This is a genomic window from Clostridium aciditolerans (genome assembly GCF_016316925.1).
GTDB classification, from domain to species: domain Bacteria; phylum Bacillota; class Clostridia; order Clostridiales; family Clostridiaceae; genus Clostridium_AM; species Clostridium_AM aciditolerans.
Genome location: NZ_JAEEGB010000023.1, coordinates 1 through 18,488 on the forward strand (window position 1 = coordinate 1; position 18,488 = coordinate 18,488).

The following is an 18,488-nucleotide window of genomic DNA, read 5'->3' on the forward strand; positions in this document are numbered from 1 at the left end:
TAGGTCGTCGCCAGGTTAAATGTTCCGTGGTAGCTCAATGGTGGAGCATTCGGCTGTTAACCGAAGGGTTGGAGGTTCGAATCCTCTCCACGGAGCCATTTTTATTTTTTGTATATAATAATATTATTTGATTGAAAGCATACTAGTTAAAGATAGCTAGTATGTTTTTTTGTTTTAGATAAAAAAGTTTTAATAATTTCCATATACGCGCATAAAATATGGAGTATATGGAAATATATATATAATCAAATAATTTAGAAAATTTCATAAACTTGAAAGGATTTTTAAATTAAAAATAGAATATATAATTAAGCTTAAAAGTAAGAGGGGGAATTGCTTATGAAAAACTATTCAACGAAAAATTTAAGAAATGTAGGAGTAATAGGGCACAGTGGCTCAGGAAAAACTACTTTAACGGAAGCAATACTTTATTATACTAAGGCTACAGATAGATTTGGAAAAATTGAAGAAGGAAATACTATTAGTGATTATGATGCTGAAGAAAAAAGAAGAAAGATATCTATATCTACTTCAGTAGCTCCATGCGAATGGGAGGATGTTAAAATAAATTTAATTGATATGCCAGGATATTTTGATTTTATAGGAGAAACATTTCAAGGACTAAGAGCAGCAGATGTAGCTATGATTGTTGTATCCGGAGTTTCTGGTATTCAAGTAGGCACAGAAAAATCTTGGGGGTATGTGAATAAGTATAGATTACCTAGAGCATTATATGTAAACAAATTGGATAGAGAAAATTCCAATTTTGATAAAGTACTATCAGGTTTAAAAGAAAAGTTTGGTATATCAGTAGTGCCAGTTCAGTATCCAATAGGAAATGAAGAAAACTTTTCAGGAGTTATAAACGTTATTTCTAGAAAAGCTAGGATATTTGATAAAAAAACTCATCTTATGCATGAAGCAGATATACCTAATGAATTAATTGATAAGATAGATCAATGTAAAAATATGATTGTAGAAGCCGTAGCTGAAACTGATGAAGCTTTACTAGATAAGTATTTTAGTGAAGGGACTCTAAGCGATGAAGAAATATACAATGGGCTTATAAATGGTTGCGCTAAAGGCGAAATTACCCCTGTAATGTGTGGATCCGCATTTAGTGGTATTGGTATTGAAACATTACTGGAAGATATAGTAGAATGTTTCCCATCTCCTGCAAATGCAGAGCCATTAAAAGCTAAGGATTTAAAGAATGATTCTGAAAAGAGTATTAAATTTGATGAAAATGCGCCATTATCAGCATTTGTATTTAAGACAATAGCAGATCCATTTGTTGGAAAGTTATCATTATTTAAAGTTATTACTGGTAAAATTAAATCGGACTCAATGGTATATAATGCCAACAAAGATAAATCAGAGAAAATTGGAACAATGTATTTCTTGAAAGGTAAGATGCAAACCCCTGTTAGTGAAATAATAGCTGGAGACATTGGTGCTGTTTCAAAATTACAATTTACAAGTACTGGGGATACACTATGCGACGTATCTAATCCAGTAACTTTTGAAAATATAGAATTCCCTGAGCCATCAATGTCAATGGCTGTTTTACCAAAATCCAAAAATGATGAAGACAAAATTTCTAATGGATTGAATAAGTTATTAGAAGAAGACCCTACATTTAAGGTATCAAGAGATTTAGAGAATGCAGAGTCAATAGTTTCGGGGTTAGGAGAAACTCACCTAGATGTAATTGCATGTAAATTGAAAAGCAAGTTTGGAGCAGATGTACTACTTCAAACACCAAAGGTGCCTTACAGAGAAACGATAAAAAAAGTTGCTGATGTTCAAGGTAAACATAAAAAGCAATCCGGTGGACATGGCCAATATGGAGATGTAAAAATTAAGTTTGAGCCTAGACTGGATGGAGAAGATGAATTACAATTTGTTGATCAGGTAGTTGGTGGTGTTGTTCCAAGACAATACATTCCAGCAGTTGAAAAAGGATTAAAAGAATGCATACAACGTGGTGTTTTAGCTGGATATCCTGTAATAAGATTAAAGGCTACACTACATGATGGATCGTATCATCCTGTTGACTCATCGGAAATGGCATTTAAGGTTGCTGCATCTTTAGCTTACAAGAAAGGACTGATGGAAGCCCAACCTATACTTTTAGAGCCAGTTATGCATGTAGAAGTATTGGTTCCAGAGTATTATATGGGAGATATAATTGGAGATATAAATAAAAAAAGAGGAAGAGTTTTGGGGATGGAAACATTTGAAGATAATCAAAAAATAATAGCAGAGATTCCTCAAGGAGAAATGTTTAAGTATGCCACAGATCTAAGATCAATGACTCAGGCAAGAGGAAGTTTTACAATGAAATTTGAAAGGTATGAAGAGGTTCCAGCTACAGAGGTAAATAAGATAATAGATGAAGCTAAAAAAATAAAAGCTAAGGTAGAAGAATAGAAAATAATAAAGAGAGCTCCAATATAGATATTGGAGCTCTTATTCTGTATTTTGTATAATTTAATGGCTCATTAGAAAAAATAAGATTATTAGTTTGCTTGTAGTAAGCTTAGCAAGGGAGAGGTTTTATGTCAGAATACCAAATGAACATAAACGGTAAGATAAGTTTAGCCGATTATAGTAGCATTTATGATTATATTGCTATAGTTGATAAAGATGATAATCTTACAATAAGTATTGAGAATAATGCGGAAAACATTAATATAGTAAAGCAAATGCTGGAAAATAATAGTTTTACCGTTGATTTAGATTGTAATAAGCATAATGGAAGATATTATATCAAAGCGTCCAAAAGTAATTAAACTGATAGCTGTCTTAAGAAGTAAAAATTGAGACAGTTATTTGTTTAGTATTTATGTAGGAGCATACTTTTATATCTATAAATTGAAATAATATGGGGTTTATAAAGAATAATTTTAAAAACAGAAGTAATTTAAACGAATATAAAGAATAATTAGGATAAAATTAAAATTTGAGATAATACAGATATTGTATAAAGATAATAATAGTATTAATATTAAATAAAGGTCAAAGAAAGACAAAGTCAGGAAGGTGTTTTTATGGCTAGACTATCAGATGAGATTGAAGAGTTTATTAAAGCTATGTTAAATGAAAGTAGAGAAAGCCAGTTGCAAATTGTGCGAAATGAATTGGCCAATTACTTCAGTTGTGCTCCATCTCAAATTAATTATGTGCTAACCACTAGATTTACTACTAATAAAGGATACTACATTGAAAGTAAAAGAGGTGGCGGTGGCTGTATTATTATAAGACGATTAGAAGTAAGAAATGATGATTCCTTTATGGAGAGTATAAATGAGAAAATAGGAGATAGTATAACATATAATTCAGCATATCAGGTAATAAATGGATTGTTTGAAGCACAAATGATAACTAAAACTGAGGCAGATATGCTAAGAGTTGTTTTAAATGATAGAACTTTAATTGCTGCTAATGATAATAGAAATAGATTAAGAGCAGATATTTTAAAATCTGTAATTATGATAATTTTAAACAAAGAATAGATTATTTTTGTCTGTAAAATATATGATATAATGGTTATAATATGAAAATTTGCAATAGCATAAAGAGGTGATAACATGGTATGTGACCTATGTAAAAAAAATGAGGCTACTGTTCACATAACTAAAATATTAAATGGAGATAAAAAAGAATTAAATTTGTGCGAAAAATGTGCAAAGGATAAAGGAGAATTAAATTTTTATAGTCCTATAGATATCTCTTCATCCTTTACCTTTCAAAATATATTGAGCGGAATAATGGAACATGTAGGCAATATAGATAAGGATGCAAAAAAACCATATAGTTATTGTGAAAACTGTGGAACTACCTATAGTGAATTTAAACAAAGAGGTTTGGCTGGATGCAGTGAATGTTATAAAAGTTTCAGTGAAATGATAAATCCTATTATAAAGAGAGTTCAAGGAAATATTGAACACACTGGAAAGATTCCTAAGAAGTTAGGTAGAGATATAATTGAAAAGAAGAAACTATTGAAACTAAAGGAAGACCTCCAAAAGGCCATAACTGCAGAGGAGTATGAAAAAGCTGCAGAAATAAGAGATTTAATCAGAAAGATACAAAATGATCAAAAATAGGAGGTTAGATCAAGTATGGAAAATTGGATAAAGTATCAAGGGAAAAGAGATGATCTTGTATTAAGCAGCAGAATAAGACTTGCCAGGAATATTGACAAAATGCCTTTTCCACATAAATTGAGTGTAGAAAAGGGAAGAGAGGTAGTGCCGCTAGTTGAGGATGCTTTTTACAGGTCAGTTCATATGAGGGAAGAATATGTAACTAATTATTTGTGTGATAGAGACATAATTGCAAATCAAGTTTATTTAGAAAGACACTTAATAAGTAAAAACTTGATTAATAATAGTGATAAAGCAGCTTTTATAACAGATAAAAATGAAACTGTAAGCGTTATGGTAAATGAGGAAGATCATATAAGAATTCAGTGTATTACATCTAGTTTGAATCTGGAAGAGGCATATGATTTAAGTAATAAAATTGATAATTTACTTGAAGAAAAGCTGAGTTATGCCTTTGATGAAAAGCTTGGATATATAACATCATGTCCTACTAATATTGGAACAGGTCTTAGAGCATCTGTTATGATTCATCTTCCAACACTGTCCTTAAACAATAAAATGAACGGAGTTATAAATGCTGTCTCACAAGTTGGTATGACAGTAAGAGGATTATATGGTGAAGGTTCCAAGGCTTATGGTAATATATATCAGATATCAAATCAAGTTACGCTAGGGCTTAGTGAAGAAGAAATTATAAGTAACTTAGAAGCAGTTGTAAAACAGATTATTAATGAAGAAAATCTTTTAAGAGAAGATCTAATTAAAAATTATAAATATGAAATAGAGGACAAAATTTATAGAGCTTTAGGTATGTTGAAGTCTGCGGTACTATTAAGCTCAAATGAATGCATAAAACTTTTATCAGATGTAAGATTAGGCGTAGAAATGGGAATAATTAAAGATGTAGATAATGTTATATTAAACAATCTTCTTGTAGATACGCAGCCAGCATCTATACAACAGATTCACAAAGAAAAATTATTAAATAAAGAAATAGAACTTAACAGAGCTAAACTCGTTAAAGGACGATTAGCTAAAGTGATATTATGATATTAAGGGAGGTTATTTTAAGATGATGTTTGGAAGGTTTACTGAAAGAGCACAAAAAGTTCTTTTTTATGCTCAAGAAGAAGCACAAGCGCTTCAACATGGTTATGTTGGAACAGAGCATATTCTATTAGGAATATTAAGAGAAGATGGAGTAGCTAAAAAGTTTTTAAATGATATGGGCATTAATGTAGAGGCTGTAAGAAATTTAGTGGAAGAATATGAAGGTAAAGGCGATATCGACTTATATAAAAATGAAATTCCCCTTACCCCTAGAACCAAGAGATTATTAGAGCTAAGTCTACTTGAGGCTAGAAATTTAAACCATAATTATATAAGCCCGGAGCATATATTACTAGCGCTTATAAGAGAAGCAGAAGGAGTTGCGTTTACAATACTAAATAACTTAAGTGCTGACTTTGATAAATTAAGAAAAGAGTTAATTGACAACCTTTCAGGAGAACAATCAGCAAGTACTAGTGACTTAGGTAAAGCAAACAATGAGCCAACGCCTACGTTAGATCAATTTGGTAGAGATTTAACTGAAATGGCCAGAGAAGGAAAGCTTGATCCAGTAGTGGGTAGAGAAAAGGAAACACAGAGAGTTTTAGAAATTTTATGTAGAAGAACTAAGAATAATCCATGTTTAATAGGAGATCCTGGTGTAGGTAAAACGGCAATAGCAGAAGGTTTAGCACAAAGAATAGTTTCAGGAAACATTCCTGAAATACTTAGAAATAAAAGAGTTGTAACATTAGACTTATCTTCAATGGTTGCAGGATCAAAATATAGAGGTGAATTTGAAGAAAGACTAAAAAAGGTCATGGATGAATTAAGAAAATCTGGAAGCGTTATATTATTTATTGATGAAATTCATACCATAATAGGTGCTGGTGCAGCCGAGGGTGCTATAGACGCTTCTAATATATTAAAGCCCGCATTGGCTAGAGGAGAAATACAGTGTATAGGTGCCACTACTATAGATGAATATAGAAAATATATAGAAAAAGATGCTGCGTTAGAAAGAAGGTTTCAGCCAATTATGGTTGGAGAACCTAATAAGGAAGAGGCTGTGCTTATATTGAAGGGATTAAGAGATAAATACGAAGCACACCATAGAGTAAAGATCACAGATGACGCTATAGATGCGGCTGTAAATTTATCAGATAGATATATTACTGATAGATATTTACCAGATAAAGCAATAGATTTAATTGATGAAGCAGCAGCCAAAGTAAGAATTGAAAACTTAATAGCGCCACCAGACTTGAAAAAGTTAGAAAGCGATCTTGAGAAAACTACTAAAGAAAAAGAAGACTCAATAAGGGTTCAGGATTTTGAAAAGGCAGCAAGATTAAGAGATAAAGAAAAAGAAATAAAAGATAAACTAGAAGGCTTGAAAGCTAACTGGAATACCAAGAAGGAAGTTTCAAATCTTACTGTGAGCGAGGCGCAAATAGCGGCAGTTGTTTCAAAGTGGACTAATATTCCTCTAGAAAAGTTGACTGAAAGAGAATCGGAGAGATTATTAAAACTAGAAGAAATTCTTCATAAAAGAGTGATTGGGCAAGATGAGGCTGTAAAATCTATATCAAGAGCTGTAAGAAGAGCTAGAGTAGGACTCAAGGATCCAAAGAGACCGATAGGGTCATTTATATTCTTAGGACCAACAGGGGTAGGAAAAACAGAGCTCTCAAAGGCGTTAGCAGAAGCAATGTTTGGTGATGAAAATAATATGATCAGAATTGATATGTCTGAATACATGGAAAAGCATACAGTATCAAGATTGGTAGGGTCTCCTCCAGGATATGTTGGTTTTGATGAAGGTGGTCAATTAACTGAAAAAGTAAGAAGGAATCCTTATTCTGTCGTATTGTTTGACGAGATAGAAAAAGCTCATCCAGAGGTATTTAATATTCTTCTACAGATACTCGAAGATGGAAGACTTACAGATAGTAAAGGGAAAACGGTTAATTTTAAAAACACTATAATAATAATGACGTCCAATGTTGGTGCGTCTACAATTAAAAAGCAAAAATCAATGGGATTTGCTTTTGGAGATGAAAGTGCGAAGCAGAATGAATACGAAAAAATGAAGGAAAATGTAATGGAAGAGCTTAGACGCTCATTCAGACCTGAATTTTTAAATAGAATTGATGATATCATAGTATTCCACCAACTTCAAGAAGAAGATTTAAAGCAAATTGTAAGATTGATGTTAGATACTGTATCAGAAAGATTAAAGGAACAAGAAATTGATATTAATTTTACAGTAGAATCAGAAGAATTACTTGCAAAAGAAGGTTTTGATCTAACATACGGTGCAAGACCTCTTAGAAGAGCCATAACAAAAATTGTAGAAGATAAGCTTTCTGAAGAAATGTTAAAAGGTAGCGTTAAAAAAGGAGATAAGGTAGTTGTCAGTGTGAAAGACGGACAATTAGAATTCAATAAAAGTTAATATCTAATTAAGTAAAAACAATGTGTAAAGATTAGGAGTTACACATTGTTTTTTAATTTTTTTAAAATTTTATTTATTATTGACAACATTCGGTCTCAATACTGTATAATTATATTTTGTATAGAAGGAGATGGTTTTAGTGGCGAAAAATAAGACCACGTTTGTTTGCCAAGAATGTGGGTATGAATCCCCTAAATGGTTGGGGAAATGTCCAAATTGTAGCACATGGAATAGCTTAGTTGAAGAAATTAAATCAGTAAATAATTTAGCATTTAACCCTTTAAAATCTGGAAGTGTTCCCAAAAATATAGCTAGCATAAAGTCTAGTGAATACGAAAGATTTGATACGGGAATAACAGAATTAAACAGGGTCTTAGGAGGAGGATTAGTTAAGGGTTCTCTTACATTGATATCTGGAGCACCAGGAATAGGAAAATCAACGTTGCTTTTACAGACAGCTAATAATATATCACAAAAATATGGGAAAGTTTTATATGTGTCAGGTGAGGAGTCTGAGGAGCAAATAAAAATGAGAGGAGATAGACTTGATACAATATCGGAAAATCTTTACGTAGTTTCGGAAACAAATCTAGAGCAAATACAGGAACATATAGAAGACACAAAGCCTGTATTCGTAATTATAGATTCTATACAAACTCTTTTTAAGCAATCAGTTAGCTCTGCTCCAGGAAGTGTGTCTCAAGTTCGAGAAAGTGCTAACGATATTATGCATATGGGGAAGAGCAAAGGCATATCGTTTTTTATTGTGGCACACGTTACTAAGCAAGGTGAATTAGCTGGACCTAGAGTACTTGAACATATGGTAGATACAGTTTTGTCCTTTGAGGGGCAAAGAACAGAGGAGTTCAGGATACTTAGAACCTTAAAGAACCGTTTTGGAACTACCAGTGAAATTGGAGTTTTTGAAATGAGGGAAAGTGGGCTTGAAGAAATATCTAACCCATCAGAAGTATTTCTCGAAGAAACTGAATTTCAAAAAGAAGGATCAGTAGTTATAGGTGTTATGGAAGGAACGAGACCAATTCTAGTTGAAATACAAGCCTTAGTCAGTGAAACAAAGGCAGTTATGCCTAGAAGAACCGCAGTAGGGGTAGATGCCTCTAGGTTAAATCTTATACTAGCAGTTCTGGAGAAAAAACTTAAAATACCATTTTATAATTCAGATGTTTATATAAATGTTGTCGGTGGACTTAATATTGAAGGAACATTTGGAGATTTAGGGCTTGCGTTGGCGCTTATATCAAGTGTAAAATCTAAAGAAATAGGCCTAGAAAAACTATTGGTGGTTGGAGAAATTGGGTTAACAGGTGAAGTAAGACCAGTAGCATTTTGTGATAGACTTGTAAATGAAGCACATAAGATGGGATTTAAAAATGTAATAATACCAATGAGAAATGTAGAGAAGATAAGAAATAAGAATATTAATAGTATTTCTGTATCATCTCTTAGGGAAGCGGTAAATAAAGTATTTTAATATAGGGTGATTATGTTGAGATTAGAAAAAGATAAAGAATTAATGAGTATACTTAAACTGTTAGCTCCAGGTACACAACTCAGAGATGGGCTTGAAAATATACTTAGGGCTAAGACAGGTGGACTTCTGGTGTTGGGCGACAGTGAGCATATATTAAAAATCGTTGATGGGGGATTCACAATAAATTCTGAATACAGTCCTTCATACGTATATGAGCTTGCTAAAATGGATGGAGCCTTAATTCTCAGTAGTGATTTGAAAAAAATTATATATGCCAATGCTCAGCTTATTCCAGACTCAAGTATTCCTACTTTTGAGACAGGAACTAGACATAGAACTGCAGACAGGGTAGCTAAGCAAACAGGCGCTATAGTTGTTGCTATATCCCAGAGAAGGCATATAATTACTGTATATAAAGGAAGCATTAAATATGTGCTAAGAGATAGCAGTATAATCCTTGGAAGAGCTAATCAAGCGATTCAAACTTTAGAGAAATATGTAGCAGTTTTAGATAGAGTTGTTAGTAACTTAAATATACTTGAGTTTCAAGATTTAGTAACCTTATTTGATGTAATAACTGGAATACAGAGAACTGAGATGGTTATGAGAATTGTACTAGAAATCGAGAGATATATATGTGAGTTAGGAAACGAAGGAAGACTTATTTCGATGCAGTTGAATGAACTTATAAAAAGTGTGGAACAAGATGGAATACTATTAATTAGAGACTATTGTCAGAACAACATAGATTTTAATGAAGTATATAAGCAAATACAGGCAATGACTTCGGAAGAGATACTAAACTTAGAGTATATATCAAAAGCATTAGGATATATAGGTGTACCATTAGTAGATACACTTATATCACCTAGGGGATATAGAATGCTAAATAAGATACCTAGAATACCAACTAACGTAATAGAAAATCTAGTGAAAAATTTCAAAGAGCTTAAAGGTGTGATGGAAGCGTCATATGAACAGTTAGATAAGGTTGAGGGAATCGGAGAAGCAAGAGCTAGAGCTATAAAAAATGGACTTAGAAGACTTAGAGAGCAAATTATGATAGATAATAACTTTAGCACAAAATAATGTCAGGCATTATTTTGTGCTAATTTTTTATCTAAATGTATATTTGCCTAAGGTATTTATTTTATCATATTCTTTTATAAGAACATCATATAAGTTTAAATCGAGAATATTACAAAGAGATGTTAAGTAAAAGAGATTGTTTCCAATTTCGCGCTCAATTACTTCTCTGCAATTGTCACATAGATTACCATCAATGTGAGTTTGTAGGCAGTCTTTCAAGGACTCTATATTAATATCATCATTATCTTCAGGCATTTGTTGTTTTTTAGCAGCAACATTTATACAGCCACAATTAGTAATCGATTTTGCAACAGCTCTGTTTATTCTTCCATTAGACTCTTGAAATTTAGTTAGTATATCCAAAATACTTTTGTGTCTTATTAAAGAATCATTTACTGCGTTCTGGAAATCATCAAAAATTACATCTTTCATGAGGTTCAACTCCTTATAAAGATTTAAGTAAAGGTTCATAAATTAATTATAATTTTTTTCAGATAATTTTGTCAATAAAGCATAGTACGAATTTTACATTACTCCTATATAATAAATCAAGAACACTTTTATGGATAGGGGGATTATAATGTTAAATTGTGGACAAAAAGTATTTGTTCCAAATTATGGGGCAGGTATTATGAAGGATTTAGAAGATAAAAAAAACTACGATATAAATAAAAAGTATATAAGCATATCTTTTTTGCTTAATGATATAGATTTATTTATTCCTGAAGATAAGATTGCAGGTTATAGAATTAGAAGCATTGTAAAAAAAGAAGAATTAGAGAGGGCCATGGCTATAATCAGTAATAAACCAACAGACATTGAAAGAAAGTGGAGTAAAAGATATAGATTAAACAACGATAAAATTAAGGATGGTGATTTATTTAAGATGTGCGAGGTTATAAGAGATTTATATTATCTAAAAAATCAAGGAATGCTTCCACCGGGCGAGAAAAAAATACTCTGTAATGCAGAAAACATGGTAGCAAGTGAAATAGTATTGGTTTTAGATATAAATATGGAGGAAGCAATAGCTCAAATAAGAAATTTAGGTAAATAATTTATTAAAAGATTTAACTTTTATTGAAAAAAATAATTTATTAATATATATTAGATATTAATAGGATTTAAAAATGAAAAAAATGTTAATAATCTTAAAGGAGGTGAGTAAATGCTAAAAAAATTATTAAGAGGACTTTTTACAATAATAGGATTGTTGCTAGGTTATTTAATTGGAGATGAGATAATCCATAATAACTATTTTTTAAACTCAGGCTACTTTAGTAACAGTCCTATAAAAACAATATTATTTTTAATTCTATCAACAATACTTTTTGGAATCATATTATTTTTAATATCGCCTTGGATTAATTCACTTATAATTAAAGTTATGGACTATATTGAAAAAAGCATACAAAAACTGCCGGCAACTGAAATATTGTTTGGTACTATGGGAGCTATAATTGGTCTTGCAGTAGCTGCATTATTTGTAAATCTTTTAGCCCGTATACCTATTATAGGGGCAGTACTAGCCGTTGTTGTAGCTGTTATCATGGCCGCTTTAGGTGCAAATATAGCTATAAGAAGAAGAGAAGAGTTAATAAGTCTAATCTCAAGCATTGGTATAAAAAAGGCTGCGACAGGAAAAGACAAGAAGTCTAAAGGTGACTATAGAGGATATCCTAAGGTTTTAGATACATCTGTGATAATAGATGGAAGAATATTTGATATATGCCAGACAGGATTTGTTGAAGGGTCTCTAGTTATACCGAACTTTGTGTTGGAAGAGTTAAGACATATAGCTGATTCCTCTGATGGGTTAAAGAGAAACAGGGGAAGAAGAGGTCTTGATATATTAAATAAAATACAAAAGGAACTAAATATAGAGGTTCAAATATACGAAAAAGACTTTCCTGATATAGCAGAGGTAGATAGCAAATTATTAAAGCTTGCTCAAGTTTTGAATGGAAAAGTTGTAACTAATGATTATAACTTAAATAAAGTTGCAGAGTTTCAGGGAGTTCCGGTTTTAAACATAAATGAGTTAGCGAATGCCGTAAAACCTGTAGTTTTACCAGGAGAAGAAATGAGAATACAAATAATTAAAGATGGAAAAGAGTCTGGTCAAGGTGTTGCCTACCTAGATGATGGTACAATGATAGTAGTAGAGGGCGGAAGAAAATATATAGGTGAAACAAAGGATGTAGTTGTTACATCGGTTTTACAGACAGCAGCAGGAAGAATGATCTTTGCAAAACAGAAAGAGGAAGCTTAATATGGGTAAAAATTGTGCAATCATAGTGGCTGCAGGGAAAGGCAGAAGAATGGGAGCTAATATTAATAAGCAGTTCCTAGATATAAAAAATAAGCCAGTAATATATTACTCTTTAGCTGCTTTCTCAAATAATAAATCAATTGATGAAATAGTTATAGTATGTGCTGAAGATGAGATAGACTATTGTAAAATAGAAATTGTAGAAAAGTATAAGATTGATAAAGTATCTAGAATAGTTGCTGGAGGAAAAGAAAGACAAGATTCCGTTTATAATGGATTAAGAGCCATAGAAGATTGTGAAATAGTTCTAATTCATGATGGTGCAAGGCCTTTTGTCAATGATAAAATTATTGAAGATGGAATAAGGTGCGCTAAACAATATGATGCATGTGCATGTGGAGTAGTACCGAAAGATACAATTAAAATTAGGGACACTCAAGGAATTTCCGTTGATACACTTGATAGAAATAGACTTTTTTCAGTTCAAACACCACAATGCTTTAAATATAATATGATTTTAGAGTGTCACAAAAAATTAAGTAAAGATAGCATAAGTGTAACTGATGATACTGCTGTTGCAAATTATTATGGTAATAAGGTTTATCTTTATGAAGGGAGTTACGACAACATAAAAATCACAACGCCTGAAGATTTATATGTTGCCGAAGGGATATTAAAGAGAATTAAAAAAGAGGATTAAAATAGAATAAAAATAAATAATATTTTTCAATATAAGCATGCCTGTGCATGCTTATATTATTTTAGGTAATAATTAATAAATAAAAATAGTAATAAGGGTTAAATAAGTTATTATAATGTGTTAAAATGTTTAAGTAATTAGGTTAGTTGAATAATGTAATTTATTTTTACATATACAATTTTAGTACTTTAAGACAAAGGTCTAAACATATAACTATATAATATCCAATCAGGGGGTAGAAATTAATATGAAAGTTTTTAATACTATGACAAGAAGAAAAGAGGAGTTTATACCTTTAACAGAGGGAGAAGTAAAGATGTATGTATGCGGGCCTACTGTATACAACTTTTTTCATATTGGAAACGCAAGGACATTTGTTGTTTTTGATACAGTAAGGAGATATTTTGAATATAGAGGATATAAAGTTAGATTTATACAGAACTTTACAGATATAGATGATAAGATGATAAAAAGGGCTAATGAGGAAAATATTACTGTAAAGGAATTGGGAGATAGATTTATAAAAGAATACTATCAAGATGCAGATAATCTAAACATAGAAAGAGCCACAGTAAATCCAAGAGCTACTGAGTATATAGGGGAAATAATTAGCTTTGTAAAAGACTTAGTAGATAAGGGATATGCTTATGAAACAAACGGAGATGTATACTTTAATACTAAAAAATTTAACGATTATGGAAAGCTATCAGGTCAAAATCTAGAAGAACTTCAGGCTGGAGCTAGGATTGATATAGATGAAAGAAAAAAAGATCCTATGGACTTTGCTATTTGGAAAAGTCAAAAACCTGGAGAACCAGCATGGGAGAGCCCATGGGGAATGGGAAGACCAGGATGGCATATTGAATGCTCCTGTATGGCTTACAAATTATTGGGAGAAACTATAGACATCCATGCTGGAGGATCGGATTTAGCGTTTCCACACCATGAAAATGAAATAGCACAAAGTGAGGCTAGAACTGGTAAGTCTTTTGCTAAGTACTGGATGCACTCAGCTTTTGTTAATGTAAATAATCAAAAAATGTCAAAGTCACTAAATAACTTTTTTACAGCAAGAGAAATATTAGAGAAATATGAACCAGATGTAATAAGATTATTTATGTTATCTGGACATTACAGAACTCAGATAAACTTTAGTGTAGAGCTATTAGAATCAACAAAATCAGCACTAGATAGATTGTATAATGCTATTTCAATTTTAGAAAATCTATTAGGTGAAGTTAAAATAGAACAATTAACAGACGACGAAAAACAGTATATTAAAGACTTAGCTTCATATAAAGAAAAGTATATAGAAAAAATGGATGATGATTTTAACACTGCAGATGCTATATCTACAATTTTTGATTTAGTTAGAGACATCAATACAAACTTGGGAGTTGATTCATCCAAGGAATTAGTCAATTATTCATTGAACTTAATACGAGAATTAGGAAGTCCATTAGGAATACTTCAGAAATCAACTAAAGGAAGTCTAGAAGAAGAAATAGAAAAATTAATAGAGGAAAGACAACAGGCTAGAAAGAATAAGGATTGGGCTCTTTCAGATAAAATAAGAGATGATTTAAAAGCAAGAGGAATTGTACTAGAAGATACACCGCAAGGCGTAAGATGGAAAAAAGCTTAATATATTCTGAAATAAAGCAGAATATCTAAAAATTTATTTGTTTAATAATCTTTAGAATGGAGAGTTTAGATGGATTTTAGCTTATTGAAAGGAAGATTCACTAAAGGTGATGTAAGACAGATGAATCCATTAGTACTTGCTTTTATTGGAGACGCTGTATATGAAGTTTTTGTAAGAACTTATTTAGCAGATAAAAATAGAGATATGTCTGTACATAAACTTCATATAAAGGCAATTGGATTTGTAAAAGCTCATGCACAAAGTGAATTTATCAAAAAACTAGAGGAAGAGCTAACTGAAGAAGAAATATACTTCTTTAAAAGAGGAAGGAATTCTAAATCAGGAACTATTCCTAAAAATGCTAATGTTCAAGAATATAAATTTGCAACAGGATTTGAAACATTAATAGGTTATTTATATATAACTGAACAAGTAGATAGATTAAATTATTTATTAGAAATGATAATAGAATTAAGTATTAACGGGGGGAATATAAATGGCTCTTAAAGTTAAGTTAATTGAACATACACCTAATCCAGAGAAGGTTATAGCAGCATCAGCTAAGCTGTGCTATAGCGCTATTGGAATAGATGAGATAGAAAAGAATTTAGATGAAGACAAAGCATTAAAGTTTTTGAATATGTTAATGTCATATGGACATGAATCACCTGTGGAGCATGTATCCTTTACTTTTGCTATAGAAGGTGTTTCAAGAAGTTTAACTCATCAACTTGTAAGACACAGATTGGCATCATATTCACAGCAAAGTCAAAGATATGTAAGATTGAAACAGTTTCAATATATAATTCCTCCAGAAATAGAGAAAGATAATGAGGCAAGAAAAATATTTATTGATTCTATGGAAAAAAGTCAAGAGGCCTATAGTCAATTAACTGAAATTTTAAAAGATAAGCATATAAAGAATGGAATGGATCCGATTTCAGCAGAAAAGAGAGCAATTGAAGATGCAAGATATGTTTTTCCAAATGCATGTGAAACTAAAATAATGGTAACAATGAATGCTAGATCTCTAATGAACTTTTTTAAGCATAGATGCTGTAATAGAGCACAATGGGAGATAAAAGAACTTGCGGATGAAATGTTAAAACAAGTAAAAGATATAGCCCCTATACTCTTCAAGCATAGTGGACCATCTTGTTTAAACTCTGTATGTCCAGAGGGTAGAATGACCTGCGGAAAGATAGAGGAAGTTAGAAAAAGCTATATTTAAATAGCAAGTATTTATTAATGAAAGAGGTAATAGTGTGAAAGAAACAAAGAAAGTATTTAAAGATAAAAGAGTAAGAAACGATAGAAATTTTAAACAATCAGCTGTAAATCCCGCAAATGAAGAAGTTAAAGTAAGAGAGGATATTATTGAGGGAAGAAATGCTGTTATAGAAGCGTTGAGATCAAATAGAACTATAGAACAAATATTTGTTGCTAACGGAGATGTTTCAGGGTCTATAAATGTAGTTTTAGCTCTAGCTAAAGAAAAAAGTGTAGTTGTAAAGTATGTAGATAGAAAAAAGCTAGATCAAATTTCGCAGACAGGTTCTCATCAGGGAGTAATTGCACAGGTCACTCCATATAAATATTGTGATGTAGATGATATATTAGAATATGCGAAGGAAAGAAATGAACAACCATTTATTATAATTCTTGATGAAATAGAAGATCCTCACAACTTTGGGTCTATAATAAGAACTGCTGAAGTATGTGGAGCGCATGGAATTATTATACCAAAAAGGAGAAACGTGGGGGTAACTCCTGTTGTTTTTAAGTCTTCAGCTGGGGCTGTAGAATACACAAAAATTGCTAAAGTAACAAATTTAAATAGTGCTATAGATGCGCTAAAGGAAAAGGGTATATGGATATATGGAGCAGATATGAATGGAGATAACTGCTTTGAGGTTAATTTTGATGGAGCTGTAGCCTTGGTAATTGGAAGTGAAGGTAAAGGCATTTCTAAACTTACAAAGGAAAAGTGTGACGCACTTGTAAAAATACCTATGGTAGGTAAAATATCATCACTGAATGCTTCGGTTGCAGGTGGAATATTAATGTATGAGATTTTAAAACAAAAAATAAAATGTGATAAAAAGTGAAAAATATCTTTGTAGATGGATACAATGTTATAAATAGTTGGCCTGAATTGAAAATTATAAAAGATTACAGCCTAGAGTCAGCTAGAAGTGAACTTATAGAAACATTAAGTAATTATGCGGCATATAAAGGTTATAAAATTTTCATTGTTTTTGATGCACATATGGTAAATGGAAGTGTGGAAAAAAAAGAAAAATTCGGCAATGGGAATGTTATTGTAGTATTTACCAAAGAGGGAGAGACAGCTGATAGCTTTATAGAAAGAATGATAAATCAAGTAGGAAGAAAAATTGAAGTTAGTGTTGTTACTTCCGATTCATTAGAACAGCAGCTTGTTTTTCAAAGAGGTGCTACAAGGATGTCCTCCATTGAGTTTTATCATGAAATAAAAGGTATTGAAAGAAAGATAAAAAGTAAGATAGAAAAAAGTTATTCAAAAAAAAAATATTCATTGGAAGATATGATAAATAAGGACATATTGGAAAAACTTGAAAAAATTCGCAGAAGTAATTAAAATATATTGACTGAAAATTTAATTATAATGTATAATCAATATGTATGTTATATTTTTTATGGAGGGGATACCTTTGGAGAAGAGGGGTTATATTAATAAAAAAATTTCCTCCTTTCAAGAAAAATTAGATGAGGAAGTCGTTATAGAGGCCAAAAGTGGGGATACTTGGGCACAAGAGTATTTAATAAATAAATACGAGAATTTTGTGAAGGCCAAGGCTAAATCTTATTTTTTGATAGGTGCAGATAAAGAAGACATATATCAAGAGGGAATGATAGGGCTATATAAGGCAATTAGAGACTTTAAACCTGATAAACTATCTTCATTTAAAGCTTTTGCAGAATTATGTGTTACAAGGCAAATAATAACTGCTATAAAAACAGCTACGCGTCAGAAGCATATTCCGCTTAATACATATGTTTCTCTAAATAAACCTATATATGATGAGGAGTCTGATAGAACTTTACTTGATGTTTTATCAGAAGCAAAGGTGTCTGACCCGGAAGAGTTGATTATTAGCAGAGAAGAACTAAATCATATTCAAAATGAAATAGGAGAAGTATTATCAACTTTAGAAATGGAAGTCTTAATGTCTTATTTGGATGGAAAATCATACCAAGAAATTGCTTGTGATTTAGATAGACATGCAAAGTCTATAGATAATGCATTACAAAGAGTGAAAAGAAAATTGGAAAAGTGTTTAAGCGATAAATAAAAAAATACATATTGACAAAAAAATATATTTGTATTAAAATTTATAATCGGTATATAACCTTTTGAAGATTTAACGCGAGCGGGAGTAGTTCAGCGGTAGAACACTAGCTTCCCAAGCTAGCTGTCGCGGGTTCGATCCCCGTTTCCCGCTCCAGAAGTAAATTGCCCATGTAGCTCAGTAGGCAGAGCGTCACCTTGGTAAGGTGGAGGTCACCGGTTCAATCCCGGTCATGGGCTCCAATAATATAAAAAGTTTACAACACACCAGGGTGAGTTTACTTAAACAAAATGTAACTAAACGAGGAGGAATAAAAAAATGTCAAAAGCTAAATT

Annotated in this window: 18 protein-coding genes and 3 tRNA genes; 20 read left to right on the forward strand and 1 reads right to left on the reverse strand. The window is 31.6% G+C overall.

What is annotated here, in order from left to right:
* The first annotated feature begins 23 nt into the window (after window positions 1-23).
* From I6U51_RS16530 to disA, 9 genes are all read left to right on the forward strand, one after another.
* Window positions 24-98, forward strand: a tRNA-Asn gene (locus I6U51_RS16530).
* Window positions 99-339: 241 nt separating this feature from the next.
* Window positions 340-2,433, forward strand: a complete 2,094-nt coding sequence (gene fusA / locus I6U51_RS16535; RefSeq protein WP_211143680.1) for an elongation factor G — start codon at window positions 340-342, stop codon at window positions 2,431-2,433.
* Between the two features lie 128 nt (window positions 2,434-2,561).
* The gene (locus I6U51_RS16540) at window positions 2,562-2,795 is read left to right on the forward strand and encodes a hypothetical protein (RefSeq protein ID WP_211143681.1); all 234 of its coding nucleotides are present in this window, start codon (window positions 2,562-2,564) and stop codon (window positions 2,793-2,795) included.
* 258 nt (window positions 2,796-3,053) lie between these two features.
* Window positions 3,054-3,518: a CtsR family transcriptional regulator gene (locus I6U51_RS16545; RefSeq protein WP_211143682.1), complete on the forward strand. Its 465-nt coding sequence runs from the start codon at window positions 3,054-3,056 to the stop codon at window positions 3,516-3,518.
* A gap of 75 nt (window positions 3,519-3,593) precedes the next feature.
* Window positions 3,594-4,112, forward strand: coding sequence for a UvrB/UvrC motif-containing protein (locus I6U51_RS16550; protein WP_211143683.1), 519 nt, complete (start codon window positions 3,594-3,596; stop codon window positions 4,110-4,112).
* A 15-nt stretch (window positions 4,113-4,127) separates the two neighbouring features.
* Window positions 4,128-5,162 (forward strand): protein arginine kinase, encoded by a 1,035-nt coding sequence (locus tag I6U51_RS16555; RefSeq protein WP_211143684.1) that lies wholly within the window; start codon window positions 4,128-4,130, stop codon window positions 5,160-5,162.
* A 22-nt stretch (window positions 5,163-5,184) separates the two neighbouring features.
* A complete protein-coding gene (locus tag I6U51_RS16560; protein WP_211143685.1) occupies window positions 5,185-7,620 on the forward strand; it encodes an ATP-dependent Clp protease ATP-binding subunit in 2,436 nt (811 codons plus the stop codon).
* A gap of 139 nt (window positions 7,621-7,759) precedes the next feature.
* The gene (gene radA, locus I6U51_RS16565; protein WP_211143686.1) at window positions 7,760-9,115 is read left to right on the forward strand and encodes a DNA repair protein RadA; all 1,356 of its coding nucleotides are present in this window, start codon (window positions 7,760-7,762) and stop codon (window positions 9,113-9,115) included.
* Window positions 9,116-9,130: 15 nt separating this feature from the next.
* Window positions 9,131-10,204 carry a DNA integrity scanning diadenylate cyclase DisA gene (gene disA, locus I6U51_RS16570; RefSeq protein ID WP_178909766.1) on the forward strand — a complete coding sequence of 358 codons (1,074 nt, stop codon included), beginning with the start codon at window positions 9,131-9,133 and terminating at the stop codon, window positions 10,202-10,204.
* Window positions 10,205-10,231: 27 nt separating this feature from the next.
* Here the strand turns inward: disA and I6U51_RS16575 are convergent, their stop codons facing one another.
* Window positions 10,232-10,636 carry a nucleoside triphosphate pyrophosphohydrolase family protein gene (locus tag I6U51_RS16575; RefSeq protein WP_211143687.1) on the reverse strand — a complete coding sequence of 135 codons (405 nt, stop codon included), beginning with the start codon at window positions 10,634-10,636 and terminating at the stop codon, window positions 10,232-10,234.
* 148 nt (window positions 10,637-10,784) lie between these two features.
* Between I6U51_RS16575 and I6U51_RS16580 the strand changes: the two genes are divergently transcribed.
* The 11 genes from I6U51_RS16580 (at window position 10,785) to I6U51_RS16630 (ending at window position 18,395) form a co-directional block, all read left to right on the forward strand.
* Window positions 10,785-11,261 (forward strand): CarD family transcriptional regulator, encoded by a 477-nt coding sequence (locus tag I6U51_RS16580; RefSeq protein ID WP_211143688.1) that lies wholly within the window; start codon window positions 10,785-10,787, stop codon window positions 11,259-11,261.
* A 111-nt stretch (window positions 11,262-11,372) separates the two neighbouring features.
* Window positions 11,373-12,476: a PIN/TRAM domain-containing protein gene (locus I6U51_RS16585; protein WP_211143689.1), complete on the forward strand. Its 1,104-nt coding sequence runs from the start codon at window positions 11,373-11,375 to the stop codon at window positions 12,474-12,476.
* A 1-nt stretch (window position 12,477) separates the two neighbouring features.
* Window positions 12,478-13,176, forward strand: a complete 699-nt coding sequence (gene ispD, locus I6U51_RS16590; RefSeq protein ID WP_211143690.1) for a 2-C-methyl-D-erythritol 4-phosphate cytidylyltransferase — start codon at window positions 12,478-12,480, stop codon at window positions 13,174-13,176.
* 247 nt (window positions 13,177-13,423) lie between these two features.
* Window positions 13,424-14,821: a cysteine--tRNA ligase gene (gene cysS, locus I6U51_RS16595; protein WP_211143691.1), complete on the forward strand. Its 1,398-nt coding sequence runs from the start codon at window positions 13,424-13,426 to the stop codon at window positions 14,819-14,821.
* Between the two features lie 69 nt (window positions 14,822-14,890).
* Complete coding sequence (locus tag I6U51_RS16600) at window positions 14,891-15,328, forward strand: Mini-ribonuclease 3 (protein WP_211143692.1); 438 nt, start codon at window positions 14,891-14,893, stop codon at window positions 15,326-15,328.
* A complete protein-coding gene (gene thyX, locus I6U51_RS16605; RefSeq protein WP_211143693.1) occupies window positions 15,318-16,052 on the forward strand; it encodes an FAD-dependent thymidylate synthase in 735 nt (244 codons plus the stop codon). Before I6U51_RS16600 ends, thyX begins: the two co-directional genes overlap by 11 nt.
* Before the next feature lie 142 nt (window positions 16,053-16,194).
* Window positions 16,195-16,929 carry a 23S rRNA (guanosine(2251)-2'-O)-methyltransferase RlmB gene (gene rlmB, locus I6U51_RS16610; RefSeq protein ID WP_343069691.1) on the forward strand — a complete coding sequence of 245 codons (735 nt, stop codon included), beginning with the start codon at window positions 16,195-16,197 and terminating at the stop codon, window positions 16,927-16,929.
* Window positions 16,926-17,441: an NYN domain-containing protein gene (locus I6U51_RS16615; RefSeq protein ID WP_211143695.1), complete on the forward strand. Its 516-nt coding sequence runs from the start codon at window positions 16,926-16,928 to the stop codon at window positions 17,439-17,441. The genes rlmB and I6U51_RS16615 overlap by 4 nt, the downstream gene beginning before the upstream one ends.
* A gap of 58 nt (window positions 17,442-17,499) precedes the next feature.
* A complete protein-coding gene (gene sigH / locus I6U51_RS16620; RefSeq protein ID WP_425489770.1) occupies window positions 17,500-18,156 on the forward strand; it encodes an RNA polymerase sporulation sigma factor SigH in 657 nt (218 codons plus the stop codon).
* Between the two features lie 78 nt (window positions 18,157-18,234).
* Window positions 18,235-18,309 (forward strand) — tRNA-Gly (locus I6U51_RS16625).
* 10 nt (window positions 18,310-18,319) lie between these two features.
* Window positions 18,320-18,395 (forward strand) — tRNA-Thr (locus tag I6U51_RS16630).
* The last annotated feature ends 93 nt before the right edge of the window (window positions 18,396-18,488 follow it).

Excerpts from the sequence above, each read along its gene's own strand:
- fusA (WP_211143680.1), top strand. The coding sequence starts at position 340 with ATGAAAAACTATTCAACGAAAAATTTAAGAAATGTAGGAGTAATAGGG.
- I6U51_RS16540 (WP_211143681.1), top strand. The coding sequence starts at position 2,562 with ATGTCAGAATACCAAATGAACATAAACGGTAAGATAAGTTTAGCCGAT.
- I6U51_RS16545 (WP_211143682.1), top strand. The coding sequence starts at position 3,054 with ATGGCTAGACTATCAGATGAGATTGAAGAGTTTATTAAAGCTATGTTA.
- I6U51_RS16550 (WP_211143683.1), top strand. The coding sequence starts at position 3,594 with ATGGTATGTGACCTATGTAAAAAAAATGAGGCTACTGTTCACATAACT.
- I6U51_RS16555 (WP_211143684.1), top strand. The coding sequence starts at position 4,128 with ATGGAAAATTGGATAAAGTATCAAGGGAAAAGAGATGATCTTGTATTA.
- I6U51_RS16560 (WP_211143685.1), top strand. The coding sequence starts at position 5,185 with ATGATGTTTGGAAGGTTTACTGAAAGAGCACAAAAAGTTCTTTTTTAT.
- I6U51_RS16575 (WP_211143687.1), bottom strand. The coding sequence starts at position 10,636 with ATGAAAGATGTAATTTTTGATGATTTCCAGAACGCAGTAAATGATTCT.
- I6U51_RS16580 (WP_211143688.1), top strand. The coding sequence starts at position 10,785 with ATGTTAAATTGTGGACAAAAAGTATTTGTTCCAAATTATGGGGCAGGT.
- I6U51_RS16585 (WP_211143689.1), top strand. The coding sequence starts at position 11,373 with ATGCTAAAAAAATTATTAAGAGGACTTTTTACAATAATAGGATTGTTG.
- ispD (WP_211143690.1), top strand. The coding sequence starts at position 12,478 with ATGGGTAAAAATTGTGCAATCATAGTGGCTGCAGGGAAAGGCAGAAGA.
- cysS (WP_211143691.1), top strand. The coding sequence starts at position 13,424 with ATGAAAGTTTTTAATACTATGACAAGAAGAAAAGAGGAGTTTATACCT.
- I6U51_RS16600 (WP_211143692.1), top strand. The coding sequence starts at position 14,891 with ATGGATTTTAGCTTATTGAAAGGAAGATTCACTAAAGGTGATGTAAGA.
- thyX (WP_211143693.1), top strand. The coding sequence starts at position 15,318 with ATGGCTCTTAAAGTTAAGTTAATTGAACATACACCTAATCCAGAGAAG.
- sigH (WP_425489770.1), top strand. The coding sequence starts at position 17,500 with ATGGAGGGGATACCTTTGGAGAAGAGGGGTTATATTAATAAAAAAATT.